The 17,138-nt window shown below is 69.0% G+C and carries 12 protein-coding genes and 1 pseudogene; 3 read left to right on the forward strand and 10 right to left on the reverse strand.

Annotated elements, in window-relative coordinates:
- Positions 1-69 precede the first annotated feature (69 nt).
- Positions 70-372, reverse strand: a pseudogene (locus ACFV8T_RS08730) (RNA polymerase sigma factor); the annotation flags it as partial.
- A gap of 220 nt (positions 373-592) precedes the next feature.
- Between ACFV8T_RS08730 and ACFV8T_RS08735 the strand changes: the two are divergent.
- The 3 genes from ACFV8T_RS08735 to ACFV8T_RS08745 all read left to right on the forward strand — a co-directional run bounded on the left by ACFV8T_RS08735 (position 593) and on the right by ACFV8T_RS08745 (position 5,026).
- Positions 593-1,048 carry a hypothetical protein gene (locus ACFV8T_RS08735; protein WP_385325835.1) on the forward strand — a complete coding sequence of 152 codons (456 nt, stop codon included), beginning with the start codon at positions 593-595 and terminating at the stop codon, positions 1,046-1,048.
- A 2,246-nt stretch (positions 1,049-3,294) separates the two neighbouring features.
- Positions 3,295-4,329: a hypothetical protein gene (locus tag ACFV8T_RS08740; RefSeq protein ID WP_385325836.1), complete on the forward strand. Its 1,035-nt coding sequence runs from the start codon at positions 3,295-3,297 to the stop codon at positions 4,327-4,329.
- 247 nt (positions 4,330-4,576) lie between these two features.
- Positions 4,577-5,026: a hypothetical protein gene (locus ACFV8T_RS08745; protein WP_385325838.1), complete on the forward strand. Its 450-nt coding sequence runs from the start codon at positions 4,577-4,579 to the stop codon at positions 5,024-5,026.
- Between the two features lie 206 nt (positions 5,027-5,232).
- Here ACFV8T_RS08745 and ACFV8T_RS08750 read toward each other — a convergent pair whose 3' ends face one another.
- The 9 genes from ACFV8T_RS08750 to ACFV8T_RS08790 form a co-directional block, all read right to left on the reverse strand.
- Positions 5,233-6,012, reverse strand: coding sequence for an enoyl-CoA hydratase/isomerase family protein (locus ACFV8T_RS08750; protein ID WP_385325840.1), 780 nt, complete (start codon positions 6,010-6,012; stop codon positions 5,233-5,235).
- Positions 6,009-7,139, reverse strand: a complete 1,131-nt coding sequence (locus tag ACFV8T_RS08755) for a cytochrome P450 (RefSeq protein WP_385325849.1) — start codon at positions 7,137-7,139, stop codon at positions 6,009-6,011. Before ACFV8T_RS08755 ends, ACFV8T_RS08750 begins: the two co-directional genes overlap by 4 nt.
- Before the next feature lie 347 nt (positions 7,140-7,486).
- Positions 7,487-8,878: a cytochrome P450 gene (locus tag ACFV8T_RS08760; RefSeq protein WP_385325851.1), complete on the reverse strand. Its 1,392-nt coding sequence runs from the start codon at positions 8,876-8,878 to the stop codon at positions 7,487-7,489.
- A 115-nt stretch (positions 8,879-8,993) separates the two neighbouring features.
- Positions 8,994-9,584, reverse strand: coding sequence for an ATP/GTP-binding protein (locus tag ACFV8T_RS08765; RefSeq protein WP_093547819.1), 591 nt, complete (start codon positions 9,582-9,584; stop codon positions 8,994-8,996).
- Positions 9,559-9,933: a DUF742 domain-containing protein gene (locus ACFV8T_RS08770; RefSeq protein ID WP_385325853.1), complete on the reverse strand. Its 375-nt coding sequence runs from the start codon at positions 9,931-9,933 to the stop codon at positions 9,559-9,561. Before ACFV8T_RS08770 ends, ACFV8T_RS08765 begins: the two co-directional genes overlap by 26 nt.
- Positions 9,930-10,334 carry a roadblock/LC7 domain-containing protein gene (locus ACFV8T_RS08775; protein WP_266417211.1) on the reverse strand — a complete coding sequence of 135 codons (405 nt, stop codon included), beginning with the start codon at positions 10,332-10,334 and terminating at the stop codon, positions 9,930-9,932. The genes ACFV8T_RS08770 and ACFV8T_RS08775 overlap by 4 nt, the downstream gene beginning before the upstream one ends.
- Positions 10,331-11,560: an ATP-binding protein gene (locus ACFV8T_RS08780; RefSeq protein WP_385325855.1), complete on the reverse strand. Its 1,230-nt coding sequence runs from the start codon at positions 11,558-11,560 to the stop codon at positions 10,331-10,333. The genes ACFV8T_RS08775 and ACFV8T_RS08780 overlap by 4 nt, the downstream gene beginning before the upstream one ends.
- A 249-nt stretch (positions 11,561-11,809) precedes the next feature.
- On the reverse strand, positions 11,810-16,648 hold the full coding sequence (locus ACFV8T_RS08785) for a trypsin-like peptidase domain-containing protein (protein ID WP_385325857.1): 4,839 nt from the start codon (positions 16,646-16,648) through the stop codon (positions 11,810-11,812).
- A gap of 2 nt (positions 16,649-16,650) precedes the next feature.
- The gene (locus ACFV8T_RS08790; RefSeq protein ID WP_385325859.1) at positions 16,651-17,097 is read right to left on the reverse strand and encodes a CU044_2847 family protein; all 447 of its coding nucleotides are present in this window, start codon (positions 17,095-17,097) and stop codon (positions 16,651-16,653) included.
- Positions 17,098-17,138: the final 41 nt, after the last annotated feature.

A 17,138-nucleotide genomic window follows, 5' to 3' on the forward strand; every position in this document is an offset into this window, starting at 1 on the left:
CGAGGATTGGGTGGGGGGGGGGGGGGGGGGCGGGTGCTCCGCGCCCCCTCCCTCGCACTCTTGGTGGTGGATGTGCGGCTCCCCCTCCCTCGGTACGCCCCCCCCCCCCCCCCCACGGTAACGCCGGTTGCCGCGGGTCTGGTTGCGCGCGGTGTTGGTGGCGATGCCCAGCAGCCAGGGACGCAGTGAGCCGCCCTCGGGATCGATCCTGTCCCGCAGCCGCCAGGCCTCCATGAAGGTCGCGGCCATCACGTCCTCCGCCGTCGCCCAGTCGGCGGTCAGCCGGAACGCGTGGTTGTAAACCGTGCGGGCGCAGCTGTCGTACAGCTCCGCGAACGCGCTCGATTCCCCGGCCCGTACCCGGGTACGCAGATGTGTGCTCACCCCTACCGTCTGTCCGGCACCCTGCCCGGAGTTCCTGTGACCCGCATCACGGGCCCCCCGGTGCGCAGCCGCGCTCGTACCGAACATGAAGGAGGTGTGGGCTGATTCGCTGAGCAGTTGAGTCGCCAGTGGTGGGCACTCGATGCACCATACTTGTGCAGAAATTCGGATCTCTGCACGCAAGTGCGCACGGGGAGGGGCGACATCGATGGCCTGGGGCGAGTGGGAACAGTTGAAGTCGGAGTCCCGCGACAACGGCTCGATATCGATGCGTCTCAACCAAATTCCCAACGGCACCGGTGGGTCGTCCCCGTCCCCGTCCGTCGCCACGCCCGACTTCGCGTCGACTCCGGCCGCGAAGAAGGCTGCTGCCGACGCCATCGACGGGCCCATCCTCGATGACACCCGTAAAGCCGGTAACTGGGCGGACGAGTCCAACAGCGCGGCAGCCAAGGCGTTCGGAGCCAAGGACGGGGATGGGTGGGCCACATCGAGTGCGCTGAAGAAGGCCGACAAGGACTGGGGTGAGCAGGTCGAAATGCTGTGCAAGCGGCTGGCCTCGGAGAGCGCGCTGCTGCGCGACACCGGCATCCGGTTCCAGAGTCACGACATCGGCATCGGCAACCGGCTCAAGGGCGTGTCGAAGCTCAACGACATCAACTGATCCGGGGGCCAGAAGTGCCGAGCTACCACGAAGTCATGACCACTGACCTGTCCGCACTGACTGCGGCGGCCGAGAAGTGGGACGCGATGGCCGCCGAGTTCGAGAAGGTCGAGGGCGCTTACAAAAAGGATGTTCATGGCATCAGCCTGGGGCAGTCCTGGTCCGGTCTGAGTGCTGACGCGGCCAACAAGCGCTTCACCGCAACCCTCAAGGAATACGGGTCCGCGCAGACCGAGGCGAGGGCGGTCGCCTCGCTGATCCGGGACGCGCACACCCAGTTCGTCGATCTGCGGGCCAAGGTGAAGGCTGCCGTTGCGGAGGCCGTCAAGGTCGGAATGGCTGTTTCCGACCAGGGCCAAGCCCGCTTCGACTACAGCAAGGCCACCGAGCAAGAACGTTTCGCCGCCCATCATGACCCGGGGTTGCGCGACACAGAGCAGTCCTGGACCGATCACATAGCCGCCGCTGTCCGCGCAGTCGGAGACGCCGACGACGGATTCGCACTGGCCCTGAAGGCCGCGATGCAGGACAGCGACCCGTTTGACGGCACCATGGGAGGCTTCAACTCCAGGGCGACTGGCGACATCGAGAAGTACGAGGCCGACGCCGCCGCAGACACCGCGATGAAGCTGAACTCGGGCGAAAAGGTGTCCGACAAGGAACTCGCCGGTCTTGAACGCGCGTTGCGCGACAACAGTGGCAACAAGGAATTCAGCCAGCCCTTCCTGAAGGTGCTGGGCGCGGACGGTTCCATCAGGCTCAGCAACAAGCTGTTCGAGATGGCATACGACGACAAGAGTAGCCGGATCCAACTCCTGCAAGCACAGCGCGAGTTGGGTAACACCGTGGCCAGTGCGACGCATAAGCCGAGGAACGATCAGGACCGCGCGTTCTACGAGGAATTCACCAGGGACCTCAAGCAGAACGGCACCAAGAACTTTGGCTCGGCATCCAATCCGGTCACTGGCTACTCCACGTTCGTCAGCATGATGAACACGGCCGATGACAAGTTCAATGAGGATTTCCTGTACGGACTGGGCGACGATCTCATTGCCGCGGAGAAGAATGACCACGAGTTCTTCGTGCAGAGGGGTGCCGGTCACAGTGGCATTCGTGCCGACGCCATCGACACCCTGCTCGGTGTGATGAGTCGTGATCCCGACACAGCCACTACCTTCCTCGACCCCGGACAGGACCCGGAGAAGGGCAACCACCGGCTGGAGTATCTGACCGGCACCGGCGACAAGTCCCGTGACTGGCCGAAGATTCTGCTCACCGACTATCCCAGGGTGGTGGTCGACGACCCCTACAGCCACACCGGCCTCGGCGCCGCGCTGGAAGCCGCATCCACCGGGCATCCGCCGCTGGCCGAGGGCGAGTCCAACGGCCGCCCCGGCCCCCACACCCCCGCCCAGGCCCGGGTCATGCAGGGCACCATCGAGTACCTCGACAGCGGCGCGGCCGGTGACAGCGTGCCCAAGAACATGCACCAGAACCTGGCCAACGCGATGGCGGACTACGCGGCTGACAACCACAACATCCTCGCGGAGACCGACGGTCCTCGCTACGGAAGTCCGGCGGGGCGAGACGGCATCTGGCAGGACGGCTCGGGGCACGACGCCAAGGCTGGGATCACCGTGGGCAAGGACTCGCTCATGCGGGTCATGCGCGGCGTCACCGAGGAGGCCGACACGGCCAACTTGCTCTACGCCACGCAGAGGGACTACGCGATGGAGCGGCTGGTCGAGGCTCCGGCACAGGGAGGTGAGGGCCATGTGCGCTGGACCAACCCGGCCAACGACCTCGGCCAGGTCATGGGGGCCATGAACTCCATCGGCTCCGATGTGATCCTCGACGAGCGTGACGGCAAGATTGCCCAGGTCAACGACGACACTCGGTACGGCTACCACCTGATCGGTGCCCCGATCACCGGTCTTCCGGTCCTGGGCGACACCGCACAGCGTCTGGTGGACGCGGCCGGGTACGAGTGGACGAAGGATGTCAGTGAGGCAGCCGAAGCGGCAGCCGTGGAGAAGAACTCCGGTCACTACAGCTCCGGGATCAACGGTACGTACGAGCTCATTGACGCCTGGGCCAAGGACCGGGGCGTGGACATCGAGGACCACGAGAACGCGAAGCACGACCCTGACTGGGATGCGTGGAGGGACATGCGCACCAGGGCCAAGCAGTCGTACGCCAGCGCCCGCAGCGATGCGGCGACCTATCTCGGATGGGAATGAACGGACGTGACCACGGAAACACCCCGTACGCGGCGTCGGTGGCGGCGGGGCCTTGTCCTGGCCTGTTGTGCCCTGCTCGTGGTGGCGGGAGTGACGGTCGCGGCCAACACGAACGTGTTCGGACCCCGGGAACTGTGTGGCGGCTGGCTGAGCAGCGAGGACGCACAGGAAGGTCTCGGTGGCAGCGGCCGGGTGACCAGCCGCTTCGACTCGACGAACGCTTGCGTGCTGGAACGGACCAGCTGGCTTCCTGGCGGGAAGGACGTAAGAGTCCGGCTCCGGGCCACCGCGGTCGAAGCCGGCCATCCCTTCGTCGATTCCCTGTGGACCATCTCGGGCGAGCAGAACATCGTGACGGGCCTCTTCCCCGGTGCCTTCGACGCGCACGGCACCGGCTGGGTCTCTCTCCCCGCCCCGTGCGCCATGGTGGGCGAAGGGGCGGTCAAGGGTGATCGCACCGTCCTGCGGGTGGGAGTGGAACAGGGCGACGTGGACCCGGCCAAGCTGTCCCGGACGGCGGAGCGCGCGGCCCGTGCCATCGCTACGTCCCACCAGTGCCTGTCGGCCAGCTCGCAGTCGGACTCCACGAGGTCGGGAACGGGCGGCTTCCGCTACCTCTCCGCCTCCCGGGTGAGCAGGTCCGACCCGGCCAAGGTGTGTGGTCTGCCCGGCTTCGCCCTCGCCGCCACGGCCCCGGCGGGCACCCCCGTACAGGAACAGACCTCGGGTTCCTTTGGCGACGCCTGGTTCTGCGACCTGTCCCTGGAGCATCCCGTCACCGGCCTGCCGAGGGACGACGAACACGGCCCCTTCGCCCGCCTCGCGATCATCCGGAACCCGGAACTGTTCAGCGGCGCCGAGAAGCATGGCTTCGAACGGGTCGTCTGCGGGGGCAAGGAGACCTATTTCGCCATGGACAATCTCTTCACGGAAGAGAACACGGAGGGCCCGGTGGACGAAGCGGCCATGGACTTCTTCCGTAAGTCCTCGGTCCTGGACCGCTTCCCCGAGGCCGCGCGCACCGCTCTCGGCTGCGACTGAGCGGGCTGCTGTTCACAACGGGTTCTTCACGGTGGGTTGTGCTCGACGGCTTGCCCATCGGGCCCTGTGCGGCCGGTGTCCTGTAGCGGTGAACCTTGCGAGTTCCAGACCAACCTTGCGAGGGATCTCGCGAGGCCCGAGGTGACCTTGCGAGACTGGTGCCGCCGGCGGGGTGGCAGGGCATCCCTCTCATGGGTGTTACGAAATTGAGGCGACGAGCCGTGTCCGCCCTCGGCAGACTGCAGACATGTCCACCGACGCGAGCGGAATGATCGAGTGCAGGCCCTTGGCCCGGATCTGGGGAGAGGACGACGAGGACGCGGTATGGCACCCCGCCATTGACCTCTTCCTCCTCAACACCGGGAACGCCTATGACGCCTTCGCCTGCCTCTTCGGCGTCCGCAACTCCTTCGGGTTCCGGCCGCTGGCCGAAGGCCGCGGTTTGCCGGTGGACGCCTCTGACGGACTGCGGGACGCGTTCAACACGTGGGGCGCACAGGACGCGCACGGAACGACTTGGATCAGCTGGGCCGAACTGGCAGCCGCCGACTGGGGCGAGACCGATCGGTCCGGCACGCTCAGCCGACGTACCGTCGCCGGGGCAGGGACCCATTGGGCGCCGGTCTGGGACGTGATGCGGACGCTGGCCGAGTTGCACGGACCAGAGCACGTGCGACTCGTGGTCTGGTTCGACTGATCACGGACACGGACCCCAGCGCCTAAGGAATTCGCAGACTCAACCTGGAAAGGACAGGCCGGTTCCGCATGGCTCCCGCGCCCGGCTGCGAAGGCGCCTTGCGGGCGTCATTGTCGGAACGGCTCCGGGACGGGACAACAGGGGGAGTACTACTCCGCCCCGCCCCGCCCCGGCACCGGCCGGCAGGCCGATGAGCACCGCAGCCCCTACCGTCGCCGGGTCGCCGCCGCGACGGTGGCCATGAGTTCCGCGTCCAGTACCGACGGGTCGGCCAGCCGGGTGGGGGCGGCGTACGAGTTGAGCAGCGCCTTCGTGACGCGCAGGGCGGCCTCGGGGCGGCGCACGATGGGCTTGGTCCAGGCGGTGACGGCCGCGTCCAGGTCGTTCTCGGGCACGATGCGCTGGAGGATCGACAGCTCGTGCGCCTCGGCGGCGTCGAAGGCGCGTCCGGTGAGGATGAGTTCGCGGGCGCGGGCGGCGCCGACCTCGTGGATGAGCCGGGGCAGTACGCCACCCCAGGCGGTGGGCAGCCCGAGCGCCAGCTCCGGCAGCCGGAAGCCGGCGGTGTCGGCGCCCACACGCAGATCGCAGGCGAGGGCCAGCGCGAGGCCCGCGCCGATCGCCTTGCCCTGGATCCGGGCGATGGTGACGGCATGACTGGTGGAGATCGCCTCGCAGACCCGGCGGGCCTTGTCACCGGCGATCCGGATGCCCCGCCCGGTGGGGTCCTCGTCGAGCCAGCCGGCGAACTCGTTCCGGTCGCCGCCCAGGCAGAAGTCGTCGCCGGCCCCGCTGAGCACCAGCACCCGGACGTCGGGGTCCGGTACGGCCAGGACCATCAGCAGATCGTCCAGCATCGCCTCGGTGACCGCGTTGCCGGTGGCGGGGGAGTCCAGCTCCACGCGGAGGACGGCGCCCTCGCGTTCGGTGCGCACCGTGCCCAGCCGCCGGTTCGGGGTCAGATACTGGGAGAGCGAGAGCTTCATATCGCCACGCTCAGCGAGGTGACCCGCCTGAAGACCAGCCGGGACGCGTAGTCGGCCGGCGCGACGGCGCGCAGGGTGGGGAAGCGTTTCAGCAGCTGCGTCAGGAGCGTGCGTGCCTCCAGGCGTGCGAGGGCCGCGCCCAGGCAGTAGTGCACCCCGCCCCCGAAGGTCAGATGCGTTCCGGAGCGCCGGACGTCGAAGGCGTCCGGGTCCTCGTTGCGCCGGGGGTCGTGATTGGCGGCTCCGTACATGACGTGGACCATGCTGTCCTTGGCGATCGGGACGCCCGCCAGCACGGTGTCGTCCGCCGCGATCCGGGTGTTGATGTGGATCGGCGGGTCGTACCGCAGGACCTCGTCGACGGCGGCGTCGATGTATCCGGGGTTCTCCCCGAGCCACGCCCACCTGCCGGGTTCCTTCAGGAGCAGCTCCACCATGGCCGACAGCAGCGTGGCGGTGGTCTCCAGCGAGGCGATGGTGACGAACATGGTGAGCCGGTAGAGGATCTCGTCCGCCGCCTCGCGGTCGGGTTCCTGGGCGTCCCAGGTGTGGATCCAGCCGGTCAGGACATCGTTGCCGGGGTTGGCCCGGCGCTGTTCCACCAGGTCGGTGAAGTAGGCGCGCAGCTGGACGGTCGCCTCGGCGGACACGGCGAGCTGGCTCTTGGTGGGCAGCAGCTCCTGGGCGTGCACCTGGTTGTGGGTGATCTCCAGGATGTGGGCGTAGTCCTCGGGCGGTATCCCCAGCCAGGATCCGATGGTGCTGATCGGGAGCTGCTCGCTGACCGTGCTGACGAAGTCGGCCTCGCCCCAGCGCAGTTTGTCGGACAGCTCGTCGAGGAGCCGGGTGACGTGCTCCTCGACGAGCGGGGTCAGCCGCGTGATGGTCGACCGGTCGAAGAGGTTGCCGAGGCTGCGGCGCTGACAGGTGTGCTCGGGCGCGTTGAGACGGGAGAGGGTCTTGGTCATCTCCTGCGTGGCGACGGCCTCCCAGCGCTCGGTGTCCGCCTGGCGTTCCTGCCAGGCGAAGTCGGGCGCCAGCCAGTTGCGGCCGCGCAGCACCTCGCTGCACGCGTCGAAGCCCGTGACGAAGTACGCGTCCCAGGGAGCGCGTACGACATCGCCCATGGATCTCAGATCAGCCAGCAAGGGGTAGGGATCAGCCTGCCCCTCGGGCGATTTGAGACGTCTCAGGAGGGAGATGAGGGCACGGCGGTCGACGGGGGGCCTGTCTGTGCCACATATTGCGCTCACGCAGAGTTCCTTGACCTGGGCTCATGGTTACCGGCAGAACCTACCCCTCCGCATATGCCAGCCATGCGTGGATTGTTGTTGCCCGTATCACAGAGAAACCCTGCTTCAGCCCCTTGTCGTTTGCCGCTCGCGCCTCAACTTCCTCTCCAGTCACAGCTGTTACGCGTAAGAAAGCCCGTCTTATGCGTACAAGCCGTACGCCACGTCCAGGTAGACGTTCCTCACACCCGGAACACGTCCAGGAAGGAACTCCACCAGCCCTTCGTCTTCTTCTGCGGCTCCGCGTGGTCGTAGTGCGCGGCCGACGTCTCGTTCGGGGCGGCATTCCGGGACGGAACGGGCGACTGCGCCGCCGACGCCGTGGTCCGCCGCGCCGGGGCGGCGCTGAAGATCACGGGCAGTGACACCAGGGCCCGGTGGAAGGGGCCCGGCCGCCACTCGACCGCGGAGGGGTGCACCGCGAGGGTGAGGTCGGGCACCGTGTTGAGGATCTTCTCGATCGCGGTGAGGGCGATGAGCTGCGCGGGAGACTTCGCCGGGCAGACGTGCGGGCCCGCGCCCCAGGCCAGATGGGCGCCCTTGCTCAGGGTCTGGCGGGCGTCGGTGAGCGCGGGGTCGCTGTTCGCGGCGGCGAAACTGATCAGTACCGGGGTGTCCGCCTTCAGCGTCACACCGCCCAGGTCGATGTCCTGGACCGGGTAGTGCGTCGCGTAGTTGGCGATCGGCGGGTTGTTCCACAGCACGTCGTCGAGGGCGTCCTCGACCAGCATCCCGGTACCCCGCCGCTGCGCGACCCCGGTGTCGCTGGAGAGCATGAGCAGCAGCGCGTTGGCGATCAGATTGCGCTCCGGCTCGACGCCCGCGCCCATCAGCATGACGAGCTGGTCCTTGAGCTCCTCGTCCCGCAGCCCCGCCGGGTGCTGGATGAGCCAGGAGGTGATGTCCTCGCCGGGCTGCCGCCGCTTGATCGCGACGAGCTCCATCAGGCACTCGGTCAGATCGGTGTTGGCGCGGAGCACGTCCTCGCCGTCGAAGATCGCGGACATGCTGCGGGTCAGCCGGTCGCCGATGTCGCCGGGGCAGCCGAAGAGCTGGTTGAACAGCAGGAGCGGCAGCAGCTTGGCGTAGTCGCCGAGCAGGTCCGCGCTGCCGCGTTCGATGAACTGGTCGATGAGGTAGTCGGCGATCCGCTCCACGTCCCGGCTGAGCCGGGTGGTGTTGAGCCGGCCGAGGCTCTCGGTGACCGCCTTGCGCAGCCGCAGATGCTCGGTGCCGTCCGTGAACAGGCAGTTGGGCCGGTACGCCATCATGGGCAGCACCGGGCTGTCCAGCGGTACGCGGCCCTCCCGCAACGCGCCCCAGCGCCTCGCGTCCCGGGCGAAGAAGGATGGATTCTGCAGCACCCGGAGCGCAGCCTCGTGCTGCACGACCAAGGTGGCCTCCACGCCGGGGGCCAGCTCGATCGGAGCGGCGAGTCCGTGCGCCCGGAACGCGTCGTACACGCGGTGCGGATCGGACGCGAACTCCGGCCCGTAGAGCGACGTCTGTCGCTCACCGCGCATCGGACACCCGGTGGGGGCGCTGTACGGGGTGGATCCCGGCGACGAGTCCATGTGTGATTCCTCGATGTGATCGCGGGCCCCGAAGGGCCCGGACGGTGGACGGAAGACGGGCCCGGAGGCCATGGCCCGACCAGGGCCGTGCGAACGGCGGTCGGGCGACAGCCTCTCAGGCCACGTGTGCCAGAAGGTGCTGGACCAGAGTGATCAGGGCCCGCGCGGACGACTTCTCGTCCCGGGCGTCGCAGTACACGACCGGGGTGTCCGGCAGCAGATCGAGAGCCTCGCGCAACTCCTCCTCGGCATGCCGGGAGTACGGATCGAAGCTGTTGACCGCGACCGCGTACTCCAGCCCGTACGTCTCGACCAGGTCGATCACCGGGAAGGTGTCGGCGAGGCGGGCCGGGTCGACGAGGAGCAGCGCGCCGAGCGAGCCGCGCGCCATGTCCTCCCACAGCTCGACGAAGCGCTGCTGGCCCGGCGTACCGAACAGGTACAGCACCAGCTCGTCGCTGAGGGTCAGACGGCCGAAGTCCAGCGCGACCGTCGTGGTCACCTTGTCGGGTGCGCCCCGCAGATCGTCGATGTGCGCCCCGGCCTGGGTCATCCGCTCCTCGGTGCGCAGCGGAGTGATCTCGGAGAGGGTGCCGATGAGCGTCGTCTTGCCCACGGCGAAGTGCCCGACGACGAGAATCTTCGCCGCACGCCGCACCGCGTCCGGCACATAGATGCTGTCAGCCGAACCGGACGTGGAGTCCATGCAACACCTCTTCGAGGATCTTCCTGTCAACGAGCTGAGCCGGCGGTGGCGCCTTGCGGCGCATCAGGTGGCCTTGTTCCGCTAAGTCGTTCAGCAGCAGTCGCGCCACACCGACCGGCTGGCCGAGGTGGCCCGCCACCTCGGCCACCGACAGATAGCCGCCGGAGCACAGCTCCCAGATGGCCCGGACCTCGGGGCTCGGGTTCGGGGGCGGCTGCCGGTCGGGTGCGATGGTGACCAGGGTGACGAGGGAGAGGCCCTCCGCATCGGGCAGGCCGCGCCCGCCGGTGATGACGTAGGACCGGACGAACCCGCTGCTGACCGCCTGCTCCTCGCCCGGCGTCGTCATACGTCGATTCCCGCGTCCTGGCGGGGAGGTGTCGTCATCGCCTTCCCCAGCGCGGTGACCTGCTGCTGCATGCGGAAGGACATGGCCTCCATGTCCACATCGGCCGCGGCGGCCGCCGCCAGATAGGCGCCGGTGCCCGCCGCGATCAGGAAGATCCAGCCGTGGTCGTACTCCAGCAGCGTCTGACGCCAGCGGCCCGGGGCCTGGGCCCCGATGAAGGGCGCGACGGCCCGGCTCAGCGACTGCATGGAACTCATCGCGGCGGCCACGGTCTCCGCGTCGTCCCGGCCGATCTCACTGGAGTTGGCCAGCAACAGGCCGTCGGCGGAGACCAGGATCGCGTGCCGTGCTCCGGGTACCTGAAGCACATCGTTGAGTACCCAGGACAGATCGGGGTTCACTGGAACTCGGGTCCTTCCATCGTCGTCATGTCACGCCCGGACCGCGTTCCGCGCTGGAACGCGCCCAGGCGGGAAGCGGTCTCCTCGTTGCTGCGCACCGGACCGGGCTCGGCCGACGGCACCACCGACACCGGGCTCTTGCGACGACGCTTGGGCAGGCCACCGGCGGTGGTGGCGGGCCCGGTGGGCTGCGGGGCGGCGGCCGGGTGCGCGGCCGGAGGGAACAGAGGGGTCGGAGACGGCGCGGGCGCCTGACGCCGGGGGAGCGCCGCGATGTCGGCGTCGTGGCGCTCGGCGGCGACCGGGGGCGGCGGCGCGGGCACATCGCCGGTCAGCAACTCGTCGGGCAGGAGAACCACCGCGCGTACGCCTCCATAGGGGGATACGGAGTCCACCGAGACCCTGAACCCGTAGCGGGCGGCCAGCATCCCGGAGACGGCGAACCCGAACTGCGGGGGAATGCCCAGGCTGGAGACGCTGATCGCGGCCTGCGGCGCGAGGAGGGCCGCCGCGCGGTCCTTCTCCTCCTGGCCCATGCCGAGACCGGCGTCGTCGACGATGAGGCAGACGCCCGTCGGAACGGCCTGGATGTTGATCTCCACCGGGGCGCCGGGGGCGGAGTAGTTGGTGGCGTTGGCCAGCAGCTCGGCGAGGACGACCGCCACGGGTTCCACGGCCTTGCTGACGACCGAGAAGTTCACCTGTCCGTTGACCCGCACCCGGTCGAACTGCCGGATACGGCCCTGGGCGCTGCGGGCCACGTCGAAGACCGAGGCGACGGTCTCCCGGCGCCCGAGCCAGCCGCCGCACAGCACCGCGATGCCCTGCGCCCGGCGCCCGAACTGGCTGTTGGCGTGGTCGATGGCCATCAGGTCGGCGAGCATGCCGGGGTCGTCGCCGTACTTCTGCTGCGCGTTCTCGATGACCACCTGCTGCTCGTCCGCGAGCCCCTGGAGGGTGCGCACGGCGGCTTTGAGGACCGCCTTGGTCTCCTCCTCGGCGTCCTTGCGGACCTCGGCCAGCTCCGCGGAGTGCTGATGCGTCAGGCCGGCGTAGGCGACGTGTAGTTCGTCACGCTGTCTCTGCAGCACATCCCGCTGCTGGTGGAGTTCGGCATTCTGTCTGCGCAGTCCGATATTGGTCTTGCGAGCCCGCAGAACGGCACCCACAGCGACCAGCGCAACGACAACCAGTGCCCACAGAAGAGGGCCCTGTGCAAATGTCATGAGACTCACTTCAAGTGCCATGGCTATGGATACGGCTTGACGCTCCCTCATGTGCCGCGAGTGCCTGGCTGGTCGGGCCATGGCTCGCGCCACTCAGGGAGGGCCCCTCCGGGTGTGGGGCCGAGGAATTCATCCCTCCCGGAATGCCCCCATATGCCATCAGCCCACTGGAAGTAAGATGATCTTAACATCGGTCAGGCAGGCAATTGTCAAGACCGACACGCCAGTTGCACTCTTGACGCCGAATGTTCACAACCGGGGACGGTAGGGCAACGGTCCGTGACAAAGCGCTAAGGGGACGGGGCGGCCGGCCCCGCACTCCGTGGCCGCCCCGACGTACCCGCGCAGGTCCGCGGGCAGCAGATCCACGATGCGGCCCCGCTCCCCGACGTCCGGTTCCGGACTTGCGGCCAGCCGCAGCAGCCCCAGGTGTGCCTCGGCCACCTCCGATACGGCGATCAGCTGCAGGCCCGCGTCGATGCGTACGGCGACGGGCACTGCGCTGTCCCCCAGGACGCCCTTCAGCACCCGTACGGCACGCCCGCGCGACGACCGCCACCGCGTGAGCTTCGCCGCCGCGGCGACGCGGTGCCGCGCGTGGGACCGCTCGCCGGACGGCTCGTCGTCGAGCACCCGGAGGCAGGCGGCCACCGCCTCCCGCCCGACATCCAGCTCCTCCCAGGCCGCCGCCGCGGCGAGATGCGCCTCGGGATCGGTGGTGTGCGCCCCGGACAGCTCCCGCAGGGCGCCACGGCCTTCCTCACCCAGATCCTCGGCGAGGAGGGCGGCGGCCTTCGCCCGCGCGGTCACGGGGGCGGCAGGGTCCGCGACGAGGGCGCGGGTGATCGGGATGCGGTTGTGCGCGCCGCTCGTGGCGAGGAACTTGCAGATGGCGACGCGGAGCTCGGGGGGTGTTTCCGGGTTGCGGGCGAGGGTGTGCCAGGGGCCCCTGAACGGCCAGAGGCTGGTCTCGGCCGCTGAGATCCTCTCCGTCAACGGGGCTTCGGGGTCGGCGGCCCATGAGTGGAGCAGGTCGTTCGCCCGCTTCTTGTCGTGATCTTCCCTGGCCAGTCGGCCGAGGTTGCGCATGCTGGTGACGGCCTCTGGCCGGCGCTGCTCCAGAAGGCGGAGCCAGCGCGCGAGGGCCGTGTGGGGATCCAGTCCCTGGAGGGCTCCCGTCGGGGTCGAAATGCTTTCGGGGTCCCGGTAGTGGGACTGGTCCTCCCAGACCCCACCGTGTATTCCTTGCGAGGACATGCCCGCATGGGCGGTGTACAGGCTGAGGGCGACCATCGGATCGGTGCTCAGTTCGGCAACGAGGGCCTTCCACTTCGGGTAGGGGACCCACCCGAAGGAACGGGCCACGGCCCGCGCCCGGATCTGCGGCTCGACGGAGGGACCGTCCACCGTCCGAAGGATGCCCTTCCGGAGCAAGGGAACGATGTCCGTCCGGTACTGCTCGCAGTCGCTTTCGATCTCCAGCAGGGATGCGGCGGGAACGCCCGGGTCCTCCAGCAGGAGGTGCAGACGTTCCTGGAGCGTCGCGTCGGGAGTGAGGGCGTCGGCGAGGTCGAGAAGCCGGCACAGGTGCTCGTCCAGCAGCCCGGACTCGTCGAGCATCCGGTGCAGCGTGTCCGAAGCCGCACGGAGGTCGATCTCGGCCAATGTGGTGAGTGCGTCGATCCGGTCGCCCGTACCGACGAGCCGATCCTCGGCCAAGAGGCGCAGCAGCCCCGAGGCTGTGTCCCGTTCCCCGCTGTTCAGGAGCTCTTCCGCTGCGCTGTGGCGAACGCCGCCGGGGAGCGTGGCATCGGCCGCGACGGCGGTGAACGAGGTGTTCGGCGCTGCTGGAACCATGGCGTGGAGTTGCGCGGTCGCCTCCAACCGTTCGTGGGCCGCTGTGTCAGGATCCTCTGCCAGACGGTTCAGAACGCCGACGACCATGTCCTGCGCCCCCATGTTGACCAGTGCCGGAGCGCAACGGATGCGAGCACCGGTGGACAGTTCGCCGTTGTCCAGGGCGCCGACAAGGATTTCTCGGCTCCGGTCCTGCTGTCCGAGTTCGCGCAGAATCTCGGCCCCGCGGGGGACGATCCAGAAGTCCGAGCAGCCGGAGAGGACTTCCTCCGTGCACTGCGCCGCGACGGTGTGCTTGCCGAGCTGAACGAGTCTCGTGGCCGCTTCGAGGCGGGTGTACCGGTCCAGCTGCGTGTTCCATGCGGCATGCTCGACCAGTTCCTGGCTGAGGGAGCCGGAGACGGCTGCACGGACGGCGTCGCTGGAGGACTCCGGGTCACGGAGGATGCCGGAGAAGAAGATGTCGTCCTCGGAACCGGCCAGGTGTTCCTCGTCGTCCGACAGGTCCCATGTCGCCATGTACCGCAGGTGCACGGGGGCTGCGAGGTCCATGCGCAGGTTCCTCGCGAGCTCCGGCCGGTCGGGGGACAACAGGCGGCATTCGAGGTAACGGAGAATGTACGGATCGCCCTTGTCCAGGGCCGGGTTGGTGGCCAGCGCATCCGCCAGCACGGCACGTGTGGCGGGGTCCGATGCGGCATGAATCCCCAGCGCTGCCAATTCGACGTGCTGCTTGGGGAAGTCGCTGGTCGCGAAGAGCTCGCTGAGGACCGTCGTGCCGGCGGCGCGGTCCACGGTCAGGAGTGCGACTGCTGCCCTGAACCTGGCCTCGGGCAGATGGCCGGGGTCGCGGGCCAGTTCGGTGAGGTGCAGGACGGCTGCCGTGGAGTCACCCGCTTCGGCGAGCAGCTTGGCCGCCGATACGCGCAGGCCGACGGGGAGGTCCGGCTCGTCAGCGAGCTCGGCCGCGAGGGGCGCCGCCAGCTCGCTGTCGCGCCGCGCACAGTGCCACAGCGCATCGACGCGTGCCCGATGGGGAGCGGCCGGGTTACGGACCACGGCTGCCACGCCCGCCGGGTCGAGCACCGCGTACAGCCGGGCCAGTACCTCTGTCGGTTCGAGATCACCGACGGAGAGGGAGCGGCCGTGCAATTTGAGCACCGCTCGGGTGAACTGCCTCGCCATGTCCTCGTTGATCACCAGCCCATCGCTCAGGACCGTGGCGCACAGGAGCAGGTCCCGCCAGCCGCCCCCGTCCACGACCGTGCGCAGGAACTTTTCGAGAGGCATGCCCCGTTCGTGCCAGCGCGCGGAGATGAACAGCACGATGTTGGGCTGCTCGGCGGCGATCGACTGGCGTACGGTCCTGAGCGCCTCCGGGTCCTTCGGGGTCAGCCGGTCGGCGATTGCGCATCCGGCGAGGTACTCCTGGATGGTCTGGTGCGGGAACTTGAGGTCTCCGCCGATCTGTGTGACCAGGCCGGTGAACATGAGCGCACGGGAGACCAGCTCCTTCGGGGGAGCGGCATCGGGCGCGTGCCCGCCGAGCAGTTCGACGGCCAGGTCGAGCAGCGGACGCGTATCCCCGCCCTGTCGCAGTTCGGCCACCGGGCGCAGTACGTCGTGCACGCTGTTCAGCAGGTCCTCGGTGATGCCGTGGACGCCCGCCTCGGTGCGGGCGAGCCGTTGCGAGCCCTTTTCCCGCAGAATCCGGACGAACCGCGTGTACAGCTCCGCGGGGTTGCGGGGCAGCTCCGTGAGAGCAGCGACCACGCAGATCATGGTGATGTAGAGCGGAATGCGGGCCACCTCGCCGAGCCGCCCGTGCCGGAGCCCGGCCGTCAGCTCCCGGGCCTGCCGCCCGGGGTCCGGGACCTTCAGCGCCTCGAACCAGGCCTGGGCCACCTCCGCGATCTGCCGGTCGCCGAGGCTGAGGAGCGAGTACCGCTTCAGCACCCGCAGCCGGTCCATGTCGGTGGTGACCAGCGACCGGGTGGCCACCACGAACCGCAGATGGGGCTCCTGGGACCAGCGCTGGATCATCCGGATGACCTTGGCGCGGCCTTCCGGATCGAGCACCTCGTCGAGACCGTCCACGCAGACCAGCCAGTCCACGGACGGCATGGGCGCCGCCTCGAAGAACTCGGGAGGTGGCGAACGCCGCAGACCGGGCAGGTCCCGGCCGACCGCGGTGGCCAGTGCCTCCGGGAAGGGGAGCTTCAGCAGCTGTTCGGCGGTGATCCGCACCGGCATGTACCGGGGAGCCTGCGCCGTGTCCGTGAGCCAGTCGGATGCGGCGGTGAACGTCAGACGGCGCAGCAGGCTCGACTTTCCCGACCCCGCACCGCCGGTGAACAGCACGTGGCGGTCGGAGTCGAGCACGCTCTCGGCCTTCGGGCGCTTCACGTGCGGCTGGCGGTCGCGGTCCTCGTCGGCGTCGCCGCCGGTGTGAGAGGCGTCCTGCCGTACGTACACCGAGGAGAGCGGGATGTCCCGCACATCGGTCAGCAGCGCCGCATAGGGGTGCTCGTCCGCGGCGTCCCGCGCCGCTGCCAGGTAGTCCCGCAGCTGGGGGCCGGGGTGGCGGAACTCCCCGGCCCGCAGCTGCTCGTCGGTGAGCGTGTTCAGCCAGGCCACGGGCGCTTCGGGGAGCGGATGGCGGGCCAGGATCTCGGAGAGCGGGATCATGTGGGCGCTGCCGGCCTTGTTGGACCGTACGAGCATTCCGCACACCGCGCCGGTACGCCGATTGACCACCGGGCTGCCGCTGAAGCCCTCGCCCACCGGTGTCCCGTACCCGCGAGGCATCGCCATGGGGTCGTCGAAGGAGAGCCGCGAATCGCCCAGGTATTCCAGGGCGGCCCACTGCCCGGCCCGGAAGTCCCCGCGCGGATGACCGTAGACCGACATGTGATCGCCCAACGCGGTGTGGGGCGAGGCCAGTACGTGGGCGGGGGCAGGGGCGGAGGAGGTCGTCTCGTCCGACTCGTAGTGGAGAAAGGCGAGATCGAGGCCGTTCGCGGCGCGGTAGCAGTCATCGGCTGAGACGGTCAGGACCAGCTCGTGTCCGGTGGCGACGACCCGTCCCCGTACCCGCGTCGCCTCCGACACCACGTGGGCGCAGGTGACCACAGTGCCCGGAGCAAGAACGAACCCGGTCCCGCAACCGCGGTCGTCCGGGAGATCCACGGCGACGGTGGCCGCCTCCAGCAGTTTCCTCCAGCCGTCCACGCCTACGCTCCGGTGGTCCCCGGAGCGGGAGCGGGCGGCGTCCCCGGAGCGGGGGTGCCGGAAGTGCCGGTGATGCCGGGCGCGGGCGTGCCCGGCGGAGTCCCGGGCGCCGTCCATTCGAGCGTCACCTTCCACGCCGACTTGGACGTGGCCTTGCCGAAGACGGCGAGCAACTGGCCGGTGTCGAGGGAGACATCGCACCCGAACTCGACCGTCGCCTTCGACGCCCCGGTCTGCTGGAGACGCGTACCCATGGCCCTGGCCACGTTGGTGAGTCCGTCCAGCACCGGCGCGAGAGTCGGGCGGCGCCAGCTGATCTCCTGCTCCTCGCCGAGCTCGGGCTGCGTCTGCCGTCCGCCGGGGGCGATCGAGAAATGCACGGTCTGGCCGTCCACGTCGACCGGGACGGTGACGCCCCCCGATTCCTCAACGCCCGCGTCATCGTTCATCGTTCAGCCCTTCCCCGTCGGTTGAGGGTCAATCGTAGTGC

Origin of the sequence: Streptomyces sp. NPDC059832 (assembly GCF_042731715.1) — a bacterium.
GTDB lineage: Bacteria > Actinomycetota > Actinomycetes > Streptomycetales > Streptomycetaceae > Streptomyces.